This is a genomic window from Neisseria mucosa, from assembly GCA_003028315.1.
Lineage (GTDB): Bacteria > Pseudomonadota > Gammaproteobacteria > Burkholderiales > Neisseriaceae > Neisseria > Neisseria mucosa.
The window spans coordinates 460,263-481,145 of record CP028150.1 but is presented as its reverse complement, the minus strand read 5'-3'; the positions used below and the strand labels follow the sequence as shown (position 1 = coordinate 481,145).

The following is a 20,883-nucleotide window of genomic DNA, read 5'->3' as shown; positions in this document are numbered from 1 at the left end:
ATTTATTCCTGCTCCCGATGTCCGAACTCTTCGCACCCTCCTCCATTTCCGTATCCGAACTCAACGCCCTCGCCAAAGCCTTGCTGGAAGACCATCTTGCCGGTTTGTGGATTGCAGGCGAAGTGTCCAATTTGACCCGTGCCGCCAGCGGGCATTATTATTTCTCGCTCAAAGACAGCCGCGCGCAGGTGCGTTGCGCCATGTTCAAAGGTGCGGCGTCGCGTTTGGCAAAGCCTTTGAAAGAAGGCGACCATATCGAAGTGGCGGGCAAAATTAGTATTTACGAGGCGCGGGGCGAATTTCAGATTACGGTGAACGAGGTGCGGCTCAAAGGTTTGGGGCAGCTTTACGAAGCCTACGAGCGGCTGAAGGCTCAGTTGCAGGCGGAAGGCGCCTTTGCGGCGGAACGCAAGAAACCTTTGCCCGCCCGGGCGCAATGTATTGGCATCGTAACCAGTCTGGCGGCGGCGGCATTGCGCGATGTCGTTACCACCTTGAAACGCCGCGCGCCCGAAATTCCCGTCATCGTTTATCCGACCGCCGTTCAAGGCGCGGGCAGCGAGTTTCAGATTGCCCAAGCAATTAAAACCGCATCGCAACGCGCCGAATGCGATGTGTTGATTGTCTGTCGCGGCGGCGGCAGCATTGAAGACTTGTGGGCGTTTAACGAAGAACCGGTCGTGCGCGCCATCGAAGCCTGCGCGATTCCCGTCGTCAGCGGCGTGGGACACGAAACTGATTTTACGCTCGCCGATTTCGTCGCCGATGTGCGCGCGCCCACGCCGACCGGCGCGGCGGAACTGGTCAGTCCCAACCGCCAAGAATCGTTACACCGTCTCGCCCAAGCCCAAGGTCGTCTGAAAACCGTTTTGGAACAACGCTATTTCGATGCCAGCCAAAAGCTCGACTGGCTCGCGCGGCAAATCCGCCACCCGCGCCAAAAACTCGACGAACAGCGCACCTACATCCACAAACTGGCGCAAATCCTCTCCTACTCGATGACGCAAAACGTCCGCGCTCATACCGCCCGTTTCGAACGCCAAACCCAAGCCCTGAAACATTGTCGCCCCGATATTTCCGTTTACCGGCAAGACATCGACCGCTTTCAGACGACCTTGTCGCACGCCTTCCGCCAACTGCTTGCCCACCGCCGCCAAAGCCTGAACGCCCAAACCGCCCTGCTCGAAGCCGTCTCGCCGCAGCAGATTCTGGAACGCGGCTTCTCCGTCGTTAAAAACACACGCGGACAAGTCATCCGTAACGCCGATGTTTTAAAGCAAGGGCAGAAACTGCACATCACTTTTGCCGACGGCGAAACCGACGTCCGCGTGACCAAAGAGCAGGCGCAGCGGGAATTGTTTGATTAACCGTCGGCTTGAATGAAAAAGGTCGTCTGAAAACAGGGTCGATTAAAATAGAAACCGCCCTTGCCGTTATTCTCGCGCAGGTATGAATCCGGAGATTTGGAATAATGGCGTTCCTAATCCTTCCGAAAACCAAAAATCCGGATGAATGACGGTTCTGATGCTTTTTCTTTGCGCTTATTATTTGAACATTTGCTTTGACAAAATTTGATCCGCCTGTTTTCAGACGGCCCGTCCCTCACGAATCCCTTTCGCCGATATGGCATGGATGCCGAGCCCGCAGGCCAATCATGATCTTCGGAGGCTAAGCCTACGTTATACGCTATTGTTTGTCGGTTCGGATTGATAAAAATACGGCAATTTACGGCTGATTGTTCCTGTTTTTAGAAAGACAGCAAAACTCATATTTCGGTAAAAAGGTCGTCTGAAAGTGAACAAACCCAGTTGTGTTCACACATTTTCAGACGACCTCCTGCACATTCCGGAATCATTTTCATCTCAATACGGTATAATCCCTCCATCTGCTTTGTACTGCATCATCAAACGATTATGGACAACATGCAAAACCAACCGCCAATCCCGCCGCGCAATTCTCTGCGTCAGAACAGTATTTACCTGCTGCCCAACTCCTTTACCATCGCTGCGTTGTTCTGCGCCTTTTTCGCCATCACCCAATCCATGCACGGGCGTTATGAGACGGCAGCGATTGCAGTATTCCTCTCCATGCTGCTCGACGGCATGGACGGTCGCGTGGCGCGGCTGACCAACAGCCAAAGCGCGTTCGGCGAACAGCTCGACAGCCTTGCCGACATGGTCAGTTTCGGCGTTGCGCCCGCCTTGATTGCCTATAAATGGCAGCTTTGGCAGTTCGGCAAAATCGGTTATTCCGTCGCCTTCATCTACTGCGCCTGCGCCGCCCTGCGCCTCGCCCTCTTCAATACGCTTATCGGCAAAGTCGATAAACGATGGTTCATCGGTGTTCCCAGTCCGACTGCCGCTGCGTTGATTGTCGGCCTGATTTGGGTCAACCACAGCATCGAACGCTTCCCCGGCGTACATTGGTGGGCTTTGGGCATCACGCTTTTCGCCGGCATTTCCATGATTGTCCAAATCCCGTTTTGGAGCTTTAAAGAAATCAATATCCGCCGCCAAGTCCCGTTTATGGGCATGGTGCTTGCCGTGTTGGTATTGTTGCTCATCAACTGGAAACCTTCGCTTGTACTTTTCCTGTTTTTCCTGGGTTACAGCCTCTCCGGCTACATCATGGCAGTATGGCGTTGGTTGAAAAAACGCCGTAAAACCAAAAAGGTCGTCTGAAAAATGTGGACTTGGGACATCATCTTCTCCCTGCTCGCCGTCGGAAGCGCGGCGGGCTTTATTGCAGGATTGTTCGGCGTAGGCGGCGGCACATTGATTGTCCCCGTCGTCTTGTGGACGTTGCAACTGCAAGGCATCAGCAACCACCCCTACGCCCAACATCTCGCCATCGGTACATCCTTCGCCGTCATGGTATTCACCACCTTCTCCAGCATGTACGCGCAGCACAAAAAAAGCGCCATCGACTGGCAGACTGTCCGCCGTATGACCCCCTCCATGATATTCGGCGTACTGATCGGCGCGGTAACCGCCAAATACATGCCTACCCGCGCCCTGCAAATCTTCTTTATCGCATTCCTAACCCTTATCGCCCTCAAAACCCTGACAGACTCCAAACCCAAAGCCTCGCGCCACCTGCCCGCCCTACCCGGCTTAAGCGCGGTCGGCACATTGTTCGGCGCAGCTTCGAGCTGGGTCGGCATCGGCGGCGGCTCGCTGTCCGTCCCCTTCCTGATGTATTGCAACTTCCCCGCCCACCGCGCCATCGGCACATCCTCCGGCCTCGCCTGGCCGATTGCGCTCGCCGGCACAATCGGCTATCTCGTTACCGGCTGGAACGTTCCCGATCTGCCACACGGCTCCGGCGGCTTCCTCTATCTACCCGCCGTCGCCATCCTCAGCATCGCCACCATGATTTTTGCTCCGCTCGGCGTCAAAACCGCGCACAAACTCCCCGCCCGCCAGCTTAAAATCTCCTTCGGCATCATGCTGCTGCTGATTGCCATAAAAATGGCTTGGAACCTTGTCCGTTGAATTTTTCCAAACGCTGCCATCATTAAAAGGTCATCTGAAAACGGGCATGGCAGGTTACGCCGAAACCATCCACATTTTTTCAGACGACCTTTCACCTTAGCCCTGTTTCAACACCCCAAATTCTTTTAAAATACCGCCTGATTTGAATTTAACCGAAAGACCGATCTTCATGAACCTACATCAAACCGTCGAACGCGAAGCCGCCGCCGCCTTTGCCGCCGCAGGCATCGCCGACAGCCCCGTTGTTTTGCAGCCAACCAAAAACGCCGAACACGGTGATTTCCAAATCAACGGCGTGATGGGTGCGGCGAAAAAAGCCAAACAAAATCCGCGCGAATTGGCGCAAAAGGTTGCCGAAGCATTGGCGGGCAACGCCGTGATTGAAAGCGCGGAAGTGGCCGGCCCCGGCTTTATCAACCTGCGCCTGCGCCCCGAATTTCTCGCCCAAAATATTCAGACGGCCTTGAACGACGCGCGTTTCGGCATAGCAAAAACCGACAAGTCGCAAACCGTCGTTATCGACTATTCCTCACCCAATCTGGCAAAAGAGATGCACGTCGGCCACCTGCGTTCCAGCATCATCGGCGACAGCATTTCGCGCGTATTGGAATTTATGGGCAACACCGTCATCCGCCAAAACCACGTCGGCGACTGGGGTACGCAATTCGGCATGTTGGTCGCTTATTTGGTCGAGCAGCAAAAAGACAATGCCGCGTTTGAGCTGGCGGACTTGGAGCAATTTTACCGCGCCGCCAAAGTGCGCTTTGACGAAGACCCTGCCTTTGCCGACACCGCGCGTGAATATGTTGTGAAGCTGCAAGGCGGCGATGAAACCGTGTTGGCGTTGTGGAAACAGTTTGTCGATATTTCGCTCTCGCACGCCCAAGCCGTTTACGACACGTTGGGCTTGAAGCTGCGCCCTGAAGACGTGGCGGGCGAATCCAAATACAACGACGATTTGCAGCCCATGGTCGATGATTTGGTTCAAAAAGGTCTGGCGGTCGAAGACGACGGCGCGAAAGTCGTGTTCTTGGACGAGTTCAAAAACAAAGAAGGCGAACCCGCTGCGTTTATCGTGCAAAAACAAGGCGGCGGCTTCCTTTACGCTTCCACCGATTTGGCGTGCCTGCGCTACCGCATAGGTCGTCTGAAAGCCGACCGCCTGCTCTACGTCGTCGACCACCGCCAAGCCATGCACTTCGAACAACTTTTTACCACTTCCCGCAAAGCAGGCTATCTGCCGGAAAATGTAAAAGCCGAGTTTATCGGCTTCGGCACCATGATGGGCAAAGACGGCAAGCCGTTCAAAACGCGCAGCGGCGACACCGTAAAACTGGTTGACCTGCTGACCGAAGCCGTCGAGCGCGCCACGGCTTTGGTGAAAGAAAAAAATCCCGAATTGGGCGCAGACGAAGCGGCGAAAATCGGCAAAACCGTCGGCATCGGCGCGGTCAAATACGCCGATTTGAGCAAAAACCGCACCAGCGATTATGTGTTCGACTGGGACGCCATGCTCTCGTTTGAAGGCAATACCGCCCCCTACCTGCAATACGCCTACACCCGCGTGCAAAGCGTGTTCCGCAAAGCCGGCGAATGGGACGCAACCGCGCCAACCGTTTTGACCGAACCGCTGGAAAAACAGCTTGCCGCCGAGCTTCTGAAATTCGAAGACGTGCTGCAAAGCGTGGCGGACACGGCGTATCCGCACTACCTCGCTGCCTACCTCTACCAAACCGCCACCCTGTTCAGCCGCTTCTACGAAGCCTGCCCGATACTCAAAGCCGAAGGCGCAACCCGCAACAGCCGCCTGCAACTGGCGAAGCTCACCGGCGACACGCTGAAACAAGGCTTGGATTTGCTGGGCATTGATGTGTTGGACGTGATGTAAGGTGTAGAAACCAGTAGCGTTGTTTACAGTATTTCCAGGAGAATACTGAAACATGAACATGCACAAAAACACCCGCACCACCCCGCACCACCGACAAGCCATTTGGCTGGCCTACACGCAGGAAAAGGAAAGCGTCACCTCCCTGGCACGCCGCTACCAAGTCAGCCGCGTCACCATTTACCGCGCCCTTAAAGCCGCAAGGGCCAAGCTGCTCAAACCGCAAACCAGTACCAACAACCGTTTCAAACAGGCAAAGTACGGAATGAAACGCCTGGCCAAGGTAGAACGCAGCATTCAGGAAAAACTCAAAAAGCAGGCCAAACGCTACAATAAATCCTACCCCGGAGAGCTGGTGCATCTCGACACCAAACGGCTGCCGCTGCTCAAAGGACGAAAAGCCGCCGATAAGCGGGATTACCTGTTTGTCGCCATCGACGATTTCTCAAGGGAGCCATACGCCGCCATTTTGCCGGACAAAACCGCAGACAGCACCGCCAAGTTTCTGACCGAACACCTGATTGATCCCTGCCCATACCTGATTGAGTGCGTTTACTCCGACAACGGTACGGAATACAAAGGCTCGGCCAACCATGCTTTCGGTGTGGCCTGTTACGAGAACGGGATTGGTCAAAAGTTTACCCGGGTTGCCCGTCCGCAGACCAACGGTAAGGCGGAGCGGGTTATCCGTACCCTGATGGAGATGTGGCATGAGAAACAGTCGTTTGACAGTCCGGAACATCGGCAAAAGGAGTTGTGCCGCTTTGTTAATTTTTATAACACTGTGAAGCCACACCGCAGTTTGAACGGCGATACGCCGTTTGAGGTCTTGCAGGCTTATTTTTCTCAACCTGTTGTGTAAACAACGCGACAATTTTCTACATGTAAGGCATTTTCCATAAGCCAAGGTCGTCTGAAAACGGATTTTCAGACGACCTGAGACCTTTGCAAAATTCCCCAAAATCCCCTAAATTTCCATCAAGACATTTAGGGGATTTTCCATGAGCACCTTCTTCCAGCAAACCGCACAAGCCATGATTGCCAAACACATCGACCGCTTCCCACTATTGAAGTTGGATAAGGTGATTGATTGGCAACCGATCGAACAGTACCTGAATCGTCAAAGAACCCGTTACCTTAGAGACCACCGCGGCCGTCCCTCCTATCCCCTGTTGTCCATGTTCAAAGCCGTCCTGCTCGGACAATGGCACAGCCTCTCCGATCCCGAACTCGAACACAGCCTCATCACCCGCATTGACTTCAACCTGTTTTGCCGTTTTGACGAACTGAGCATCCCCGATTACAGCACCTTATGCCGCTACCGCAACTGGCTGGCGCAAGACGACACCCTGTCCGAATTGCTGGAACTGATTAACCGACAACTGTCCGAAAAAAACCTAAAAGTAGAGAAGGCATCCGCCGCCGTCATTGATGCCACCATTATTCAGACTGCCGGCAGCAAACAGCGTCAGGCCATAGAAGTCGACGAGGAAGGACAAGTCAGCGGCCAAACCTCACCGAGTAAGGACAAAGATGCCCGTTGGACAAAGAAAAACGGCCTCTACAAACTCGGTTACAAACAACATACCCGTACCGATGAGGAAGGCTATATCGAGAAACTGCACATCACTCCTGCCAATACCCATGAGTGCAACCATCTGTCCCCTTTGTTGGAAGGCATTGCCGAAGGTACGACCGTCTATGCCGACAAAGGCTACGACAGTAAGGAAAACCGGCAACATCTGAAAGAGCATCAGTTGTCAGACGGCATTATGCGCAAAGCCCACCGCAACCGTCCGCTGACGGAAGCGCAAACCAAACGCAACCGATATTTGTCGAAGACCCGTTATGTGGTCGAACAAAGCTTCGGTACGCTGCACCGTAAATTCCGCTACGCCCGGGCAGCCTATTTTGGTCTGCTCAAAGTGAGTGCGCAAAGCCATCTGAAGGCGATGTGTTTAAACCTGTTGAAAGCGGCTAACAGGCTAAGTGTGCCTGTTGCCGCCTAAAAGGCGGCCAGGATGCCTGATTATCGGGTATCCGAGGAAGATTAAGGGGGTATTTGGGTAGAATTAAGGAGTGATTGGGGGCGGAAACAGCCGAAAACAGCCGAAAACCTGTGTTTGGGGTTTCGGTTGTCGGGGGAAAAGGAATTTTGCAAAGGTCTCGACCTTTTTTAAATTCCGGACATTTATTTCGTTTTCAACCAAGCAAACCAAACCAATACGACAACGAAACAAAAATAAGCGATGCTCCAAACCGGCAGCGCAATACCCAAAAAATAATCCGGTACGGCGCAATTACCGAAGCCGCGCACGATGGGTTCGAACCAGTCAAACAACGGCCAGTCCTTCAAGCGGAACGTCCACGGAGCGCCGCAGGAAGGTGCCGTACCCGGCGGCAGACTTTGCAACCACAACTGATAAGCCGCCGTCCCTATCCCGTACACAGCAGGCACGCTGATAAGCAAAGCGGAAAACGTCCGCCCCACTTTGGAAGACTGACGGAAAAATACCGCCAGCAAAGCCGCCACCCCGACCGCCAATACGCACAAACGCTGCACGATGCATAATACGCAGGGATTCATCCCTAAAACATATTGCGAAACAAACGAACCGCAGGCAGCCAATACGGACAAAACGAGCAAAAACAAAGTTGTTTTTCTAAAAAAATTCATAATATCAAAGCTCTTTGTAAATTTCAGACGACCTCTTCATGCCGTCGATCAGCGTCTATTTTACTACAAAACCCACGCCCTTCCGAAAAGCCCTACCCATTCGCTGAAATTCAAAAAAGTACCCACCCGTTATTTGGCAATCCGCAATAATCGCTGAATCTTGCCGAAATCAAAAGCCCGGATTCACGCCTGTTCAGGAAGTTCAGGAATGATGGGAATATTTTCCATTTTAACCTGCTGTAAAATGCACCGAATCAAAACTTCTCGCACATACTTTACGCCACACCCCGATACATTTTCAGACGACATTTCCACAATTTCGTATCAAAAACAGGATTCAGCCGTGCAAAACAGATGAAACTGTGGCATAATCCGCCCGTCTTCACAAAAAGACTTCAGGAGTTTGAACGGGTTCGCGCTCGTCAAACTTGTCCGAACCGAATAACGGTTCTTTTATTTTTCGGAGTTATCCATCATGGCATTGACCGTAGAACAAAAAGCACAAATTGTTAAAGATTTCCAACGCAAAGAAGGCGATACCGGCTCTTCTGAAGTGCAAGTCGCTCTGTTGACTTTCCGCATCAACGACCTTACTCCCCACTTCAAAGCCAACCCTAAAGACCACCACAGCCGTCGCGGCCTGTTGAAAATGGTCAGCCAACGTCGCCGTCTGTTGTCTTACTTGCGCCGTACCCAACCTGATACATACCGCAACCTGATCACCCGCTTGGGTCTGCGCAAATAATTTATGCTTTACCGGACACCGCTTACAAAGCGGTGTTTTTTTTATAGAAAAGGTCGTCTGAAAACGTATTGGTAAAGTTTTCAGACGACCTATCTCTTATGCTTACGAGAGATTTAATCTATCCGTATATATTCCACCGACAAAATCTCAATCTCCTCGCGCCCTTCCGGTGTATTTAAAACGACTTCATCCCCTTCCCTCGCCTTAATCAGACAACGCGCCAACGGGGAAATCCAAGAAATTTTGTTTTGCGCGGTATCGATTTCATCGACGCCGACGATTTTCACGGTTTGCTCGCGCCCGTCGCCGCGCAACAGCCCGACGGTTGCGCCGAAAAAAACTTGGTCGGTCGCTTCGCGCAATTCCGGATCTACGACGACGGCGGCTTCCAAACGCTTGGTCAGAAAACGGATGCGGCGGTCGATTTCGCGCATACGGCGTTTTCCGTAAAGATAGTCGCCGTTTTCGCTGCGGTCACCGTTGCTTGCCGCCCAGTTGACGATTTGAACGATTTCGGGACGTTCTTTATTGACCAGTTGATACAGCTCGTCTTTCAACGCCTGCCAACCAACGGGTGTAATGTAGTTTTTGGTTTCGGTACTCATGATATATATCTGATTATTTAGGATATACGGCAGTTTCAACAAAACTTCGAACTGCTGCATTGAAATGACTGATTCTACCGTCCTTAAGACGGAAGGTTCAAGCTGTCCATATTCATTTCAAAACCATATCCATCGGTTTGAAAATGCCGCAAAGGTCGTCTGAAAACCTACGATACCCGTTTTCAGACGACCTTTATTGATTAAGTATTCAAATTTTAGGCTGTTTTTAAAAATTCCATTCAGCTCCCAACGACCATTGACGGCTGCTGCGTCGTGCATAAGGGGCATTGCTGCGGATGCGGCTGTATCCGTAATTCAAGGTCGGCGTGATGCCTTTGTAGGACAATTTGTCATGGCTGAGGCTAACGGAGAGAGCGCGCTCGCGGTTGCGTTGCGGCTCCGTGCCGAATGCCATAATGCCTTTATAGCGGCGGTTGGCAAATGAAGCGGTCAGGCGGCTGTTCAGCCCGCCCAAAAACGGCCATTGCTGTATCCAGCCTATATTGAACCCGTTGCGGCGGTAGGCAGCATTGTTGACGGCATTGCGTATGTTTTTGTTCTCAGGAACAAAGCGGTTGTATTGCCAACCGCCGAACAGGGTCGTGCTGCCGAAACGGCGCGCCAGGGAGAGATAGGTACTGTCGTGCCAACCGTCGTTACGCAGCGCACGATCGGTTTCCCGGTAGTTTTGATGGTAGCGTTCCAGCGAGTAATAAAGTTGTGTCGCGTTGCCGAGATTGACCCTATGCGAAAGCTGTACGCCGACCCCGTGAGCCAGCATATACGGCGCGGCGCGGCGGTTGTTTTCTTTTTTACTGTCAAATTCGCTGCTGCCCGCCAACTGTGCCTGATAAAACGGTAAAACGCTGACGGTTTGTTTGCCATCCTTGCGCTGCCAGCCCAAATAAGCCCTGCCGAACGCATCGTCGTAAGCTGATTGGCGGTCGAAAAAATAGCTCGTTCCGCTGAGGTTGGCGCGGAATTTGACAGCGTGATGCCCGTACAGCGGGGTGAGTTTTTCGGTGTTCAATTCGTAATTCAAGCCGTTGGCACTGACAGGCAAAGTAATGCTGCACGCGGTTTGCCCCCTTGTTTCGATGCAATAACGCGGAGCAGCGTTGTTGGCGTTATCGCTATGCACGGGACTGATTCCACCAGACCATTTCCATTCTGTCTGCCGCTTGACGGCTTCTTGAAAACGTTTGACGTTTTCCAAAACGGGGGCAGGTATATCGCGCTGCGCGGCATGGCGGAAATGCGCCGTCGCTTCGCCCAAACGATAATCTTGAAACTCTGCCACCGCTAAATCCAATAATATGCGGTCGTCTGAAACGTCGGATTCATAAAGGGTACGATAACGCTCGACCGCTTCGAAAGTCCGCCCTTTCAACTTTGCCAGCAAAGCATCGGCACGTGCAATCAGCTTGGGATTGTGGTTGGGCTGTTTGCGGTAAAGTGCGGCAAGCGAAGAAACCAAATCTGCGCTATTGCCGTTAAGTGCTTGAATCAGCGCGTCCTCTAGAATACGCGGGTTTGCCGCTAAAAAATCATCGCCGACCACAGTCGGTTCTCCTGCATTCTCATTCTTTTCAGACGACCTTTCTTCTTCGGACAAAATATCCAGCCATTGTTTTTGCTGCACTTGTACGGCAGCATCCTGAGAAGGCGAATCCTGCCGGACACCCCCTTCGGGCAATTCAGCCAAGACTGCGGAAGGCAACAGGCAGCATAAAGATACCGAAACCATTTTTTGTTTTATTCTTAACATTCAAAATCATCCGAAATATATGTTTGTATATCGCAGGGATAGCCAAATGCAAACCGCCATGCCCTACTGATTCCCCCAGTCAGGGATTTACGCCTGCCAAAGGTCGTCTGAAACTTTTCATACGACCTTTTTTGCGTAAAAGCAACAGATTCGCATTAAGATGCAGCATTATAGAGGTAAAATTCCAAAACAAACATAACTGATTTATTTTTATGGTCTTATAAATTATTCAAATGTTATTCATCAGTAGATTCATAGGATTAATCAAGCCAACCCACTAAACACGCCTGCAATATATCTTGCGTATCCAAAGCAATAGTTTAATTACACTATCACACGATATTCTTCATCATTAATAGATAGCATTATCAAATCAAATATTTAGAATAAATATTCAAACCTATGTCATTAATTGATTTATTTCTTAATATTTACTTCAAAAATCATAAAAACTCCGCGCAGATATTGCCAAGACGCCATAATTATTACAAAATATTACAACAAAATTGGTAATCCTTATCATTAATTTATAAAATATCAATATTAAGAGAGATTCATCATGAAAATCAAAGTATCCGCAATTTCTGCGGCAGCGACCCTTATTCTGACTGCCTGCGCTGGAGGAGGCGCATCCGAACCCAAAGTCCCCGTTGCCATACCTACGGCTCAGCCTATCGCCAATGTCAAGTTGAGTGATGAAAGCAGTGCGGTACAGACCATCAACACCCTTTCCGGTAAAGGCGGCAGTCTGCATGAAGCGGAACTCGAAGTGAAAACATCATGGGGCGGCAGCTATACCGATAAACAATATGTCTATCAAACCCCTTCCGGCAACTATTACAACATCAGCTCATATTCCGACCCGATTGTCCCCTCTTACTCCAGCCCGTCTTATGCCCTGCGTACCCGCCACGAAGGCCAGCCTTTGTCTGAGGGTGGAAAACTGTTTGTCTGTTGCAGCAATTCCGGACAATTCACCTATGCACCGGCAACCAAACATGACCACCTCAAATTCGGCGCATGGATAAATGCAGACGGCACGGCAGACCTGTTTGTCGGCGGCAAACCCGTCGGAACGGCGAAACCGTCTTATTACACTCCGTCAGACAGTACAGTGGCAAAAGGCAAGACTACATACGAAGTTTGGGCTGTCCGCGTCCGCAACGGCAATATCGTTACCTCAACCTACGATCCGGGCAAATCCTCCGGGTCGTCTGAAAAAAACACGCCCAAACTTTCACTGCTAACAGCCAATTTCAACACCAACAAACTCGGCGGCACGATTTTAGGTAATGCGGATTACGGTCCGGATGTTGTGATGAAAGATGTTGGCATCAACGGCGTTGATTTCTCAGGCACTGCTGAATCCGATGGTAAAAACGGCAAAGTCGAAGGAAAATTCTTTGGTCAATTTAACGGCGATAAAACAGAAGTCAGTATAGGCGGTAAAGTTACCTTTGATGCCGATAAATCGTTGGATACCGTATTCGGCGGCGTGAAGAATGATGACGACCGCAATACAACAGATACGAGTTTGACACCTGTCAGCAAGTAATCGCACATCAGGCATCCCAATAAACCAATAATCAGTACATCTTAAAGAGGCAAAAAATGTCCTTCCCCTTCAAACCCGTACTGCTGGCAGCTATTGTCAGCCAAACTTTCCCTGCCTTCGCTGCCGACCCCGTACCACAAGCCCATCAGGACTTGAATGAAGTCAAAGTCATCGGCGGCCGTAAAGCCCAAAAACTCGGCGAAGAGAAAGTCCGCCGTCAGGCATTGGATAAACAAATGGTCTCTGATGAAAGCGACTTGGTACGCTACGATCCGGGCATCAGCGTCGTCGAAGGCGGACGCTCAGGTTCCAACGGTTTTACCATACGCGGCGTCGATAAAGACCGTGTCGCCATCAACGTGGACGGACTGGCACAAGCAGAAAGCAGGTCGTCTGAAGCATTCCAAGAACTGTTCGGCGCATACGGCAACTTCAATGCCAACCGCAACACTTCCGAACCCGAAAACTTCTCGGAAGTAACCCTTACCAAAGGCGCGGACTCGCTCAAATCCGGCAGCGGCGCATTGGGCGGTGCCGTCAACTATAAAACCAAATCCGCAAGCGACTATGTTTCCGAAGAAAAGCCTTACCACTTAGGCATTAAAGGCGGCTATATCGGACGCAACAGCCAAAAATTCAGCAGCATAACCGCCGCTGGAACCTGGTTGGGGCTGGATGCATTGATGGTTTATACCCGCCGTTTCGGTAAAGAAACCAAAAACAACAGCGACGCTGCCGATACCGTCATCACCGACAACAAACAAAGCTGGAACCCGAATGCCGGCAGCACCAACTACGGCAGCCGCGGCGTAGCCCGCAGCAAACCCGATCCACAAGATTGGGTAAACAAAAGCACCTTATTCAAACTGGGTTACAACTTCAACGATAAAAACCGTATCGGTTGGATTTACGAGGATTCACGCACCGACCGCACGACGACTGAATTATCTAATATGTGGGCGGCAAACTGGAAAGGCGAGGCACTAGGCGATACCCGTTCCCGCCAAGACATCTCCTACCGTAAACGCATCGGTTTTGAATACAAAAACCAACTTGACAAAGGACCATGGGACAGTCTCAACCTGCATTACGACCGTCAAACCATCGACATGAGTACCTGGACTTGGGACTTGCCGACCGATTACGCCAGCAACGGTGTGAACAGCGACGTGTACCATATGTTTCGCAACATCCGTCAAAAAAATACCCAATTCGGTGCCGATGCTGAAAAACAAATCGACTTTTCCAAATTGGTATGGGCAATGCAATACGGATTGGGTGGTTCCCAAAACGACAACGACAATAGAGATCATAGCTATTGGGTACGCCTATACGACCCGAAATATCAAACGTCCAACAACCAAGAATTGACTATGCTGGTCGAAAGCTCCTCCAAAAACCGTTTTGCCTACTGGAACAACACCTTCCAATTCGGCGACAGCAGCCAATACCGCCTCAATGCCGGGCTTCGCTACGACAACAGCAGCAGCAAAGCCAAAGACAATCCCAACTACACTCCTGCCATCCGCGGTCAAATTCCTTATCTCGGCAGCGAACGTAAACACAGCGGTTTCAGCTACGGTTTAGGATTAGACTGGAAATTCACGCCGCGTCTGAATCTTTTGGCAAAATATAGCACTGGCTTCCGCGCGCCGACTTCAGACGAAACCTGGCTATTGTTCCCGCATCCTGACTTCTACCTTAAAGCAAACCCTAACCTTAAGGCAGAAACCGCCAAAAACTTCGAACTGGGACTTGCCGGCAGCGGCAAAGCCGGAAACTTTAAATTCTCCGGCTTCCAAACCCGCTACCGCAACTTTATCGAACTGACCTACATGGGTGTGTCCTCAGACAACCCCAACAGCCCTAATTATGCGCCGATTTCCGACGGTACCGCATTGGTCAGCTCACCCGTTTGGCAAAACCAAAACCGTTCCTCCGCATGGGCGAAAGGTTTGGAATTTAACGGCACATGGAACCTTGACAGCATCGGTTTGCCGCAAGGCACGCACGCAGGTATCAACGTCAGCTACATCAAAGGCAAAGCCAAACAGACCAACGGACAGGAAACCCCGATTAACGCCCTTTCCCCGTGGTCTGCCGTTTACAACCTGGGCTACGATGCTCCTTCCAAACGCTGGGGCATCAACGCATACCTGACCCACACCGCAGCTAAAAAACCGTCTGACACCGTCCACAGCAGCGATGATTTGAACAACCCATGGCCGTTTGCCAAGCACAGCAAAGCCTATACGCTTTTCGACCTGACAGGCTACGTCAACTTGGGCAAATACTTCACCCTGCGCGCCGGTGCGTACAACATCGGCAACAAAAAATACTACACTTGGGAATCGCTGCGCAGCATCCGCGAATTCGGCACAGTCAACCGCGTCGACAACAAAACCCATGCCGGGATAGAACGCTTCACCTCCCCCGGCAGAAGCTACAACTTCACGCTTGAAGCCAAGTTCTAAAGGCGTTTGAAGTAACAAGAAAGGTCGTCTGAAACTTGAAATCCAAGTTTCAGACGACCTTTTTCTATTGATATACAACAATCGGCAGAGAAAATCCTCACCAAACGTTTATGGAATGAAACAACAAATAATGAACAAGACGCAGGCTGAAGCAAACGCCACGCTGTACGCCCGCGCAATCGAAACCCTTGCAGGTCGTCTGAATATGGGAATCCGTGATTTTGACGCAGCCTATGGGGGCATGAATGTGGTCGGCGAAAGCCTTTTAGACGATAGCGTATTGAATCAAGCATTAGCAAGCAACCCGCCGCGCGGATGGGTACATAGCGAAAACCCGCAGGACGCAATCAACATCTGGACAACAGACGGACGGGAAACCGCGAAAAACGAAGCTGTATTTTGGACTTTGGATAACGCGGCAGATACCTGAATTGCCGATACACAGGGATATTCACATTCCATCAGCCGATTTGCAGCACACCACATCTACAAAGAACATGGCAATACCAAAACGGAAGAAGAACGCGGACAGGTTGCCGTAACAGCGGAGGATTTGACGCGGATTCCCGATATTGTTACATCGCCTGACAAAATCGTAACAGGTTTTCAATCAGAACAAGGGGCTGAACGGGTTGCGTATTTGAAGAGATTTGATGACGGGCTGATGGTTTACATCGCCGAAGCCAGCCGTAAAAAGAAAGATTTTCGAGCTATTCCATGCGGAAGTATCCCCCAACGGCAATATCCGAAAATGTCATCAAAAACATTTCCAGCCAAAGCCTCAACGTCCGAAACGGGGAGAGGGCATATGACAATTCTACCCCCAACACCGACACCAATCAAGACATACTGTTTCAAGGCGGCGCAGACCGTGGGATGTTCAGCCGTGAGCATAACCTGATTGCCCTGTTGAAAAACGCCGACGCATCTATATTCGTTCACGAACTGGGGCATTTCTTCCTTGAAACAAATACCCGTATCGCCCGCGACCTGACCGCCAAGCCTGCCGAAAACCTGACCGAACAGGAACGGCAATTCCTGTCCGACGTTCAGACGACCTTGGATTGGTTCGGTGTGAAAGACCTTGCCGCATGGGACGCAATGAGCCTGAACGAGCAGCGCGAGAATCACGAAAAATGGGCGCGCGGTTTTGAAGCCTACCTGTACAAAGGCAAAGCACCAAGCGAAGAATTGCGCGGGGTGTTCCGCCGTTTCCGTTCATGGTTGAAGCAGGTGTATCAATCCCTGAAAAGACTGAACGTAGGATTGACCGATGAAGTCCGCAGCGTGTTTGACCGAATGTTTGCCAGCAACGAGCAGATTCAACAAACCCAATACATCAACGGCATGGCTCCGTTGTCTGATAATAAGGCGTAAGCGAGCATGAACCAAGCTAAGCTGCCCTACTCCTTTCAGGCAACTCTCCATTAAGTTTCTTCTATCTTCCAAAAGAAAAGGTCGTCTGAAATTTTCAGACGACCTTTTGCAGGGTATTCAAGCTAGGATTTATTTATCGCGGCTGAATACGATTTTGGTTGCTTGGATGGCTACGCAGACTGCACCGCCGATGAAGATCAAGTCGGCTGCTGTGCGTACCCAGCGCAGGGTGTCGAGGATTTCCATTTGCAGGAATTCTTCGCTACGGGCATACCACAGACCATGAGTGATGGAGGCGTATGCTTGAATCGCGCCGACAGGCAGCAGGCTGATGGCGATCATGCCGACCAAGCCGCCGTTGAGCAGCCAGAAGCCCCAAGTCATGAGTTTGTCGTCGAAATGTGCGTTTGGTTTCAGGTAGCGGGCAACCAGCAAGACGAAGCCCAGTGCCAAGAAGCCGTATACACCGAACAAGGCTGCGTGTGCGTGAACTGCGGTAGTGTTCAGGCCTTGGATGTAGAACAGGGAAATCGGCGGGTTAATCAGGAAACCGAATACGCCGGCACCGATCATGTTCCAGAAGGCAACTGCTACGAAGCACATCAGCGGCCAACGCAGGCGTTTCGCCCATTCGGACAGGTGTTGGTAAGACCAGTGTTCGTAAGCTTCACGACCCAGCAATACCAGCGGTACGACTTCCAATGCGGAGAAGCAGGCACCGATTGCCATAGAGGCGGAGGTAGAACCGGAGAAGTACAGGTGGTGCAGCGTACCCGGGATACCGCCCAACATGAAGATGGCGGCGGCAGCCAGAGTGGATGCGGTAGCGGTACTGCGGCGGACGAAGCCCATGTTGTAGAAGATGAAGGCAAAGGCTGCGGTAGCGAATACTTCGAAGAAGCCTTCTACCCACAGGTGAACTACCCACCAGCGCCAGTATTCCATTACGGCAATCGGGGATTTTTCGCCGTAGAACAGACCGGGCGCGTAGAACACGCCTACACCGACCATGGAGGCAACGAAGATTGCCAGCAGGTTTTTGTCCACGCCTTTTTCTTTAAAGGCGGAAACGGTACAGCGCAGCATCAGGAACAGCCACAACAGCAGGCCGACCATCAGCAGGAGTTGCCAGAAACGGCCCAAGTCGAGGTATTCGTAACCTTGGTGTCCGAACCAGAAGTTGAGATCGGGACGAATGATGTGGGTCAGGGCGAAGAAGTTACCTGCGTAAGAACCGCCGACTACGATGAACAGGGCGATGTACAGGAAGTTTACGCCGGCGCGTTGGAACTTGGGATCTTTGCCGCCGTTAACAATCGGAGCCAGGAACAGACCTGCTGTCAGGAAGCCGGTTGCAATCCAGAAGATGGCGGATTGGATGTGCCAAGTACGGGTCAATGCGTAAGGGAACCAGTCGGACATTTCGAAGCCGAGTGCTTCGTCAATGCCGTAGAAACCTTGACCTTCGACAGTGTAGTGCGCGGTCAGACCGCCCAGCAACACTTGTACCACAAACAGGGCGACTGTCAGGAAGACGTATTTGCCCAATGCTTTTTGGGAAGGAGTCAGCTGTACTTTGGAAATCGGGTCTTCAGTCGGAACTTCTACTTCTTCGTGTTTGGTCAGGAAGGAGTAACCCCACATCAGCAGGCCGATACCCATCAAGAGCAGGACAACGCTGGTGAACGACCACATGTAGTTTTCAGTAGTCGGTACGTTGTTGATCAGAGGCTCGTGCGGCCAGTTGTTGGTGTAGGTGAAGTTCTCGTCAGGACGGTTGGTCGAAGCAGACCATGAAGTCCAGAAGAAGAAGTTGAACAGTTTTTCACGCGCTTCTTTACTTGGCAATGTGTTGTTTTTCATTGCGAAGTGTTCGCGGGTCGTCTGAAGGGCGGGATCATCGCTGTATACGCCGTGGTAGTAAGGCAGAATGCTCTCAATGGCTTTGACACGGGTATCGCTGATAACGACGCTGCCGTCTTCTTTAATACGGCTTTGGTTGCGGTATTCGTCGGCAAGGCGGGTTTTCAGTACGGCTTGTTCTTCAGGAGAAACTTCGTTGAATTTTTTGCCGTAAGTCTCTTGCGCGGTCAAATCCAACCATGCGACAAGCTCGCGGTGCAGCCAGTCGGCTGTCCAGTCCGGAGCTTGGTATGCGCCGTGTCCCAATACGGAACCGACTTCCATACCGCCGGTGGTTTGCCAGGCTGACTGACCTGCCAAAATATCGTCTTTGGTCATCAGCTGAGTGCCTGATGCCGAAACGACTCTCTCAGGGTAAGGCGGGGCTTTTTTATAAACCTCGCTGCCCATGTAGCCAAGAATGGTAAAGCAGACTGCCAGGACGGCAAACAGCAAGTACCATAGCTTCTTGTACTGTCCCATTTCAGAACTCCTTATTTTGGTAAAAAGTGGTTGCTTATAAATTCATACTATATGAATGTTAAAGATTGTAGCACTCTTTTCAGGCAAAAGAAATATTCTCTTAACAACAATCTTTAAAAAACAGGTATATAGTCAATAATAATTCTTATTATCAAAAATACGATGACATTTTTGTAAAGAATTGGATAAAACATGTGAGCAATAATAGATGATTTGATGTAGTTTTATCTAATTATTAAGTATTAATTAGGTATTAAATTAGGTAGTAAAAGTTCATCTTTGATGAATTAATTGATTTAGGTCAAGATATAGCGGCAAAACCCCCTACATAATCCTACAAAAGTTCATAAGAGATGCTTTTCAGACGACCCTGAATAAGGCAGTTTGTAAAGAGCCGAAAGCGGTATGCCGCGGACGACAAAGGTTGAAAAATTATACCCTGACCTTCTTAAAATAGTTATTAAAGGAAATGACAACTATGAAACGCCAAGCTTTAGCTGCAATCATTGCTTCAGTTTTTGCTTTAGCCGCCTGTGGTGAGCAAGCTGCCCAAAAACCTGCCGAGCAAACCGCTTCCGCTCCTGCAACTGCCGAAGCTCCTGCTTCCAGCACTCAGACTGCTGCCGAAACCCCGGCTGCTGATTTGCCTGTTATCGACGCGGTAACCACCCACGCTCCTGAAGTTCCGCCGGCCATTGACCGCGACCATCCTGCACGTGTACGCGTAAAAATGGAAACCATCGAAAAAACCATGAAAATGGACGATGGCGTGGAATACCACTACTGGACATTTGACGGCGACGTTCCGGGTCGCATGATCCGTGTACGCGAAGGCGATACCGTGGATATCGAATTCTCTAACAACCCGTCTTCTACTGTACCGCACAACGTTGACTTCCACGCTGCTACCGGTCAAGGCGGTGGTGCAGAAGCCAGCTTCACTGCTCCGGGCCGTACTTCTACATTCAGCTTCAAAGCCCTGCAACCCGGTCTGTACATCTATCACTGTGCCGTTGCCCCTGTCGGTATGCACATCGCCAACGGTATGTACGGTCTGATTTTGGTTGAACCTAAAGAAGGCCTGCCTAAAGTGGACAAAGAGTTCTACATCGTACAAGGTGACTTCTACACTAAAGGCAAAAAAGGTGCGCAAGGCCTGCAACCGTTCGATATGGACAAAGCCATCGCAGAACAACCTGAATATGTTGTATTTAACGGCCACGTAGGTTCTATCGCCGGCGACAACGCTCTGAAAGCTAAAGCAGGCGAAACCGTCCGTATGTACGTTGGTAACGGTGGTCCGAACCTCGTTTCTTCCTTCCACGTTATCGGTGAAATCTTCGATAAAGTTTACGTAGAAGGCGGCAAACTGATCAACGAAAACGTACAAAGTACCCTGATCCCTGCCGGTGGTGCAGCGATTGTCGAATTTAAAGCCGATATTCCGGGCAGCTATACTTTGGTTGACCACTCTATCTTCCGTGCATTCAACAAAGGCGCGTTGGGTCAACTGAAAGTAGAGGGCGCAGAAAACCCTGAAATCATGACCAAAAAACTGGAAGACAAAGCCTATGTAGGTAGCGGTGCCGCTTCTGCCCCTGCTGCTTCTGCTCCAGCTGATTCCGCAGCTCCTGCTTCCGCAGCATCTGCAGGTAAAGGCGGCTACTAATCCAGTCATCTCGGCGTAGAGACAGAAAAAAGCCACTGCTGTTCCGGCTGATGCAAGGACAACAGTGGCTTTCTTCCACGACCAATCGAAAGATTGGTTTTTCAGACAACCTATCAAGTATCGAAGGTCGTCTGAAAAACCGGTTTCAAGCATTCACGAACCCGACAAGCCAAAAGCACAATAATCAGACGGCCTCTAAGGATTTTTATCCGGTTTCGCTATATAATCAAAGCCTAATACCCCGCATTC

General features: G+C 50.9%; 15 protein-coding genes and 2 pseudogenes. 11 read left to right on the top strand and 6 right to left on the bottom strand.

The window, feature by feature from the left end:
• The first annotated feature begins 17 nt into the window (after positions 1 to 17).
• The 5 genes from NM96_02450 to NM96_02430 all read left to right on the top strand — a co-directional run bounded on the left by NM96_02450 (position 18) and on the right by NM96_02430 (position 6,241).
• Entirely contained in the window at positions 18 to 1,367 is a 1,350-nt protein-coding gene (locus NM96_02450) for an exodeoxyribonuclease VII large subunit (protein ID AVR80243.1), read from the top strand.
• A 546-nt stretch (positions 1,368 to 1,913) separates the two neighbouring features.
• Complete coding sequence (pssA, locus tag NM96_02445; protein ID AVR78368.1) at positions 1,914 to 2,681, top strand: CDP-diacylglycerol--serine O-phosphatidyltransferase; 768 nt, start codon at positions 1,914 to 1,916, stop codon at positions 2,679 to 2,681.
• 3 nt (positions 2,682 to 2,684) lie between these two features.
• A complete protein-coding gene (locus NM96_02440; protein AVR78367.1) occupies positions 2,685 to 3,494 on the top strand; it encodes a sulfite exporter TauE/SafE family protein in 810 nt (269 codons plus the stop codon).
• Positions 3,495 to 3,663: 169 nt separating this feature from the next.
• Positions 3,664 to 5,382: an arginine--tRNA ligase gene (locus NM96_02435; protein ID AVR78366.1), complete on the top strand. Its 1,719-nt coding sequence runs from the start codon at positions 3,664 to 3,666 to the stop codon at positions 5,380 to 5,382.
• Positions 5,383 to 5,434: 52 nt separating this feature from the next.
• Positions 5,435 to 6,241: an IS481 family transposase gene (locus tag NM96_02430; protein ID AVR78365.1), complete on the top strand. Its 807-nt coding sequence runs from the start codon at positions 5,435 to 5,437 to the stop codon at positions 6,239 to 6,241.
• A 16-nt stretch (positions 6,242 to 6,257) separates the two neighbouring features.
• Here the strand turns inward: NM96_02430 and NM96_02425 are convergent, their stop codons facing one another.
• Positions 6,258 to 6,428, bottom strand: coding sequence for an NAD(P)H-flavin oxidoreductase (locus NM96_02425; GenBank protein ID AVR78364.1), 171 nt, complete (start codon positions 6,426 to 6,428; stop codon positions 6,258 to 6,260).
• Between NM96_02425 and NM96_02420 the strand changes: the two genes are divergently transcribed.
• Positions 6,381 to 7,388 carry an IS5/IS1182 family transposase gene (locus NM96_02420; GenBank protein AVR78363.1) on the top strand — a complete coding sequence of 336 codons (1,008 nt, stop codon included), beginning with the start codon at positions 6,381 to 6,383 and terminating at the stop codon, positions 7,386 to 7,388. The genes NM96_02425 and NM96_02420 overlap by 48 nt on opposite strands.
• On the opposite strand, the pseudogene NM96_02415 reads toward NM96_02420, so the two are convergent.
• Positions 7,357 to 7,546: pseudogene (locus NM96_02415) on the bottom strand (SAM-dependent DNA methyltransferase). The gene NM96_02420 and the pseudogene NM96_02415 overlap by 32 nt on opposite strands.
• Before the next feature lie 24 nt (positions 7,547 to 7,570).
• The gene (locus NM96_02410; GenBank protein AVR78362.1) at positions 7,571 to 8,056 is read right to left on the bottom strand and encodes a disulfide bond formation protein B; all 486 of its coding nucleotides are present in this window, start codon (positions 8,054 to 8,056) and stop codon (positions 7,571 to 7,573) included.
• A 475-nt stretch (positions 8,057 to 8,531) separates the two neighbouring features.
• Here NM96_02410 and NM96_02405 point away from each other — a divergent pair, with 475 nt between their 5' ends.
• Positions 8,532 to 8,801 (top strand): 30S ribosomal protein S15, encoded by a 270-nt coding sequence (locus tag NM96_02405; protein ID AVR78361.1) that lies wholly within the window; start codon positions 8,532 to 8,534, stop codon positions 8,799 to 8,801.
• Positions 8,802 to 8,914: 113 nt separating this feature from the next.
• On the opposite strand, the gene greB is transcribed toward NM96_02405, so the two are convergent.
• Positions 8,915 to 9,406, bottom strand: a complete 492-nt coding sequence (gene greB, locus NM96_02400) for a transcription elongation factor GreB (GenBank protein AVR80242.1) — start codon at positions 9,404 to 9,406, stop codon at positions 8,915 to 8,917.
• A 226-nt stretch (positions 9,407 to 9,632) separates the two neighbouring features.
• Entirely contained in the window at positions 9,633 to 11,174 is a 1,542-nt protein-coding gene (locus tag NM96_02395; GenBank protein ID AVR78360.1) for a hypothetical protein, read from the bottom strand.
• Between the two features lie 559 nt (positions 11,175 to 11,733).
• On the opposite strand from NM96_02395, the gene NM96_02390 reads away from it, so the two are divergent.
• From NM96_02390 to NM96_02380, 3 genes and pseudogenes are all read left to right on the top strand, one after another.
• Positions 11,734 to 12,729: a hemoglobin-haptoglobin-utilization protein gene (locus NM96_02390; GenBank protein ID AVR78359.1), complete on the top strand. Its 996-nt coding sequence runs from the start codon at positions 11,734 to 11,736 to the stop codon at positions 12,727 to 12,729.
• A 56-nt stretch (positions 12,730 to 12,785) separates the two neighbouring features.
• Positions 12,786 to 15,203: a TonB-dependent hemoglobin/transferrin/lactoferrin family receptor gene (locus NM96_02385; protein ID AVR78358.1), complete on the top strand. Its 2,418-nt coding sequence runs from the start codon at positions 12,786 to 12,788 to the stop codon at positions 15,201 to 15,203.
• Positions 15,204 to 15,333: 130 nt separating this feature from the next.
• Positions 15,334 to 16,580 (top strand): annotated as a pseudogene (locus NM96_02380) (hypothetical protein).
• Between the two features lie 129 nt (positions 16,581 to 16,709).
• On the opposite strand, the gene NM96_02375 reads toward NM96_02380, so the two are convergent.
• A complete protein-coding gene (locus NM96_02375) occupies positions 16,710 to 18,965 on the bottom strand; it encodes a nitric-oxide reductase large subunit (protein AVR78357.1) in 2,256 nt (751 codons plus the stop codon).
• A gap of 478 nt (positions 18,966 to 19,443) precedes the next feature.
• On the opposite strand from NM96_02375, the gene nirK reads away from it, so the two are divergent.
• On the top strand, positions 19,444 to 20,634 hold the full coding sequence (gene nirK, locus NM96_02370; GenBank protein ID AVR78356.1) for a nitrite reductase, copper-containing: 1,191 nt from the start codon (positions 19,444 to 19,446) through the stop codon (positions 20,632 to 20,634).
• The last annotated feature ends 249 nt before the right edge of the window (positions 20,635 to 20,883 follow it).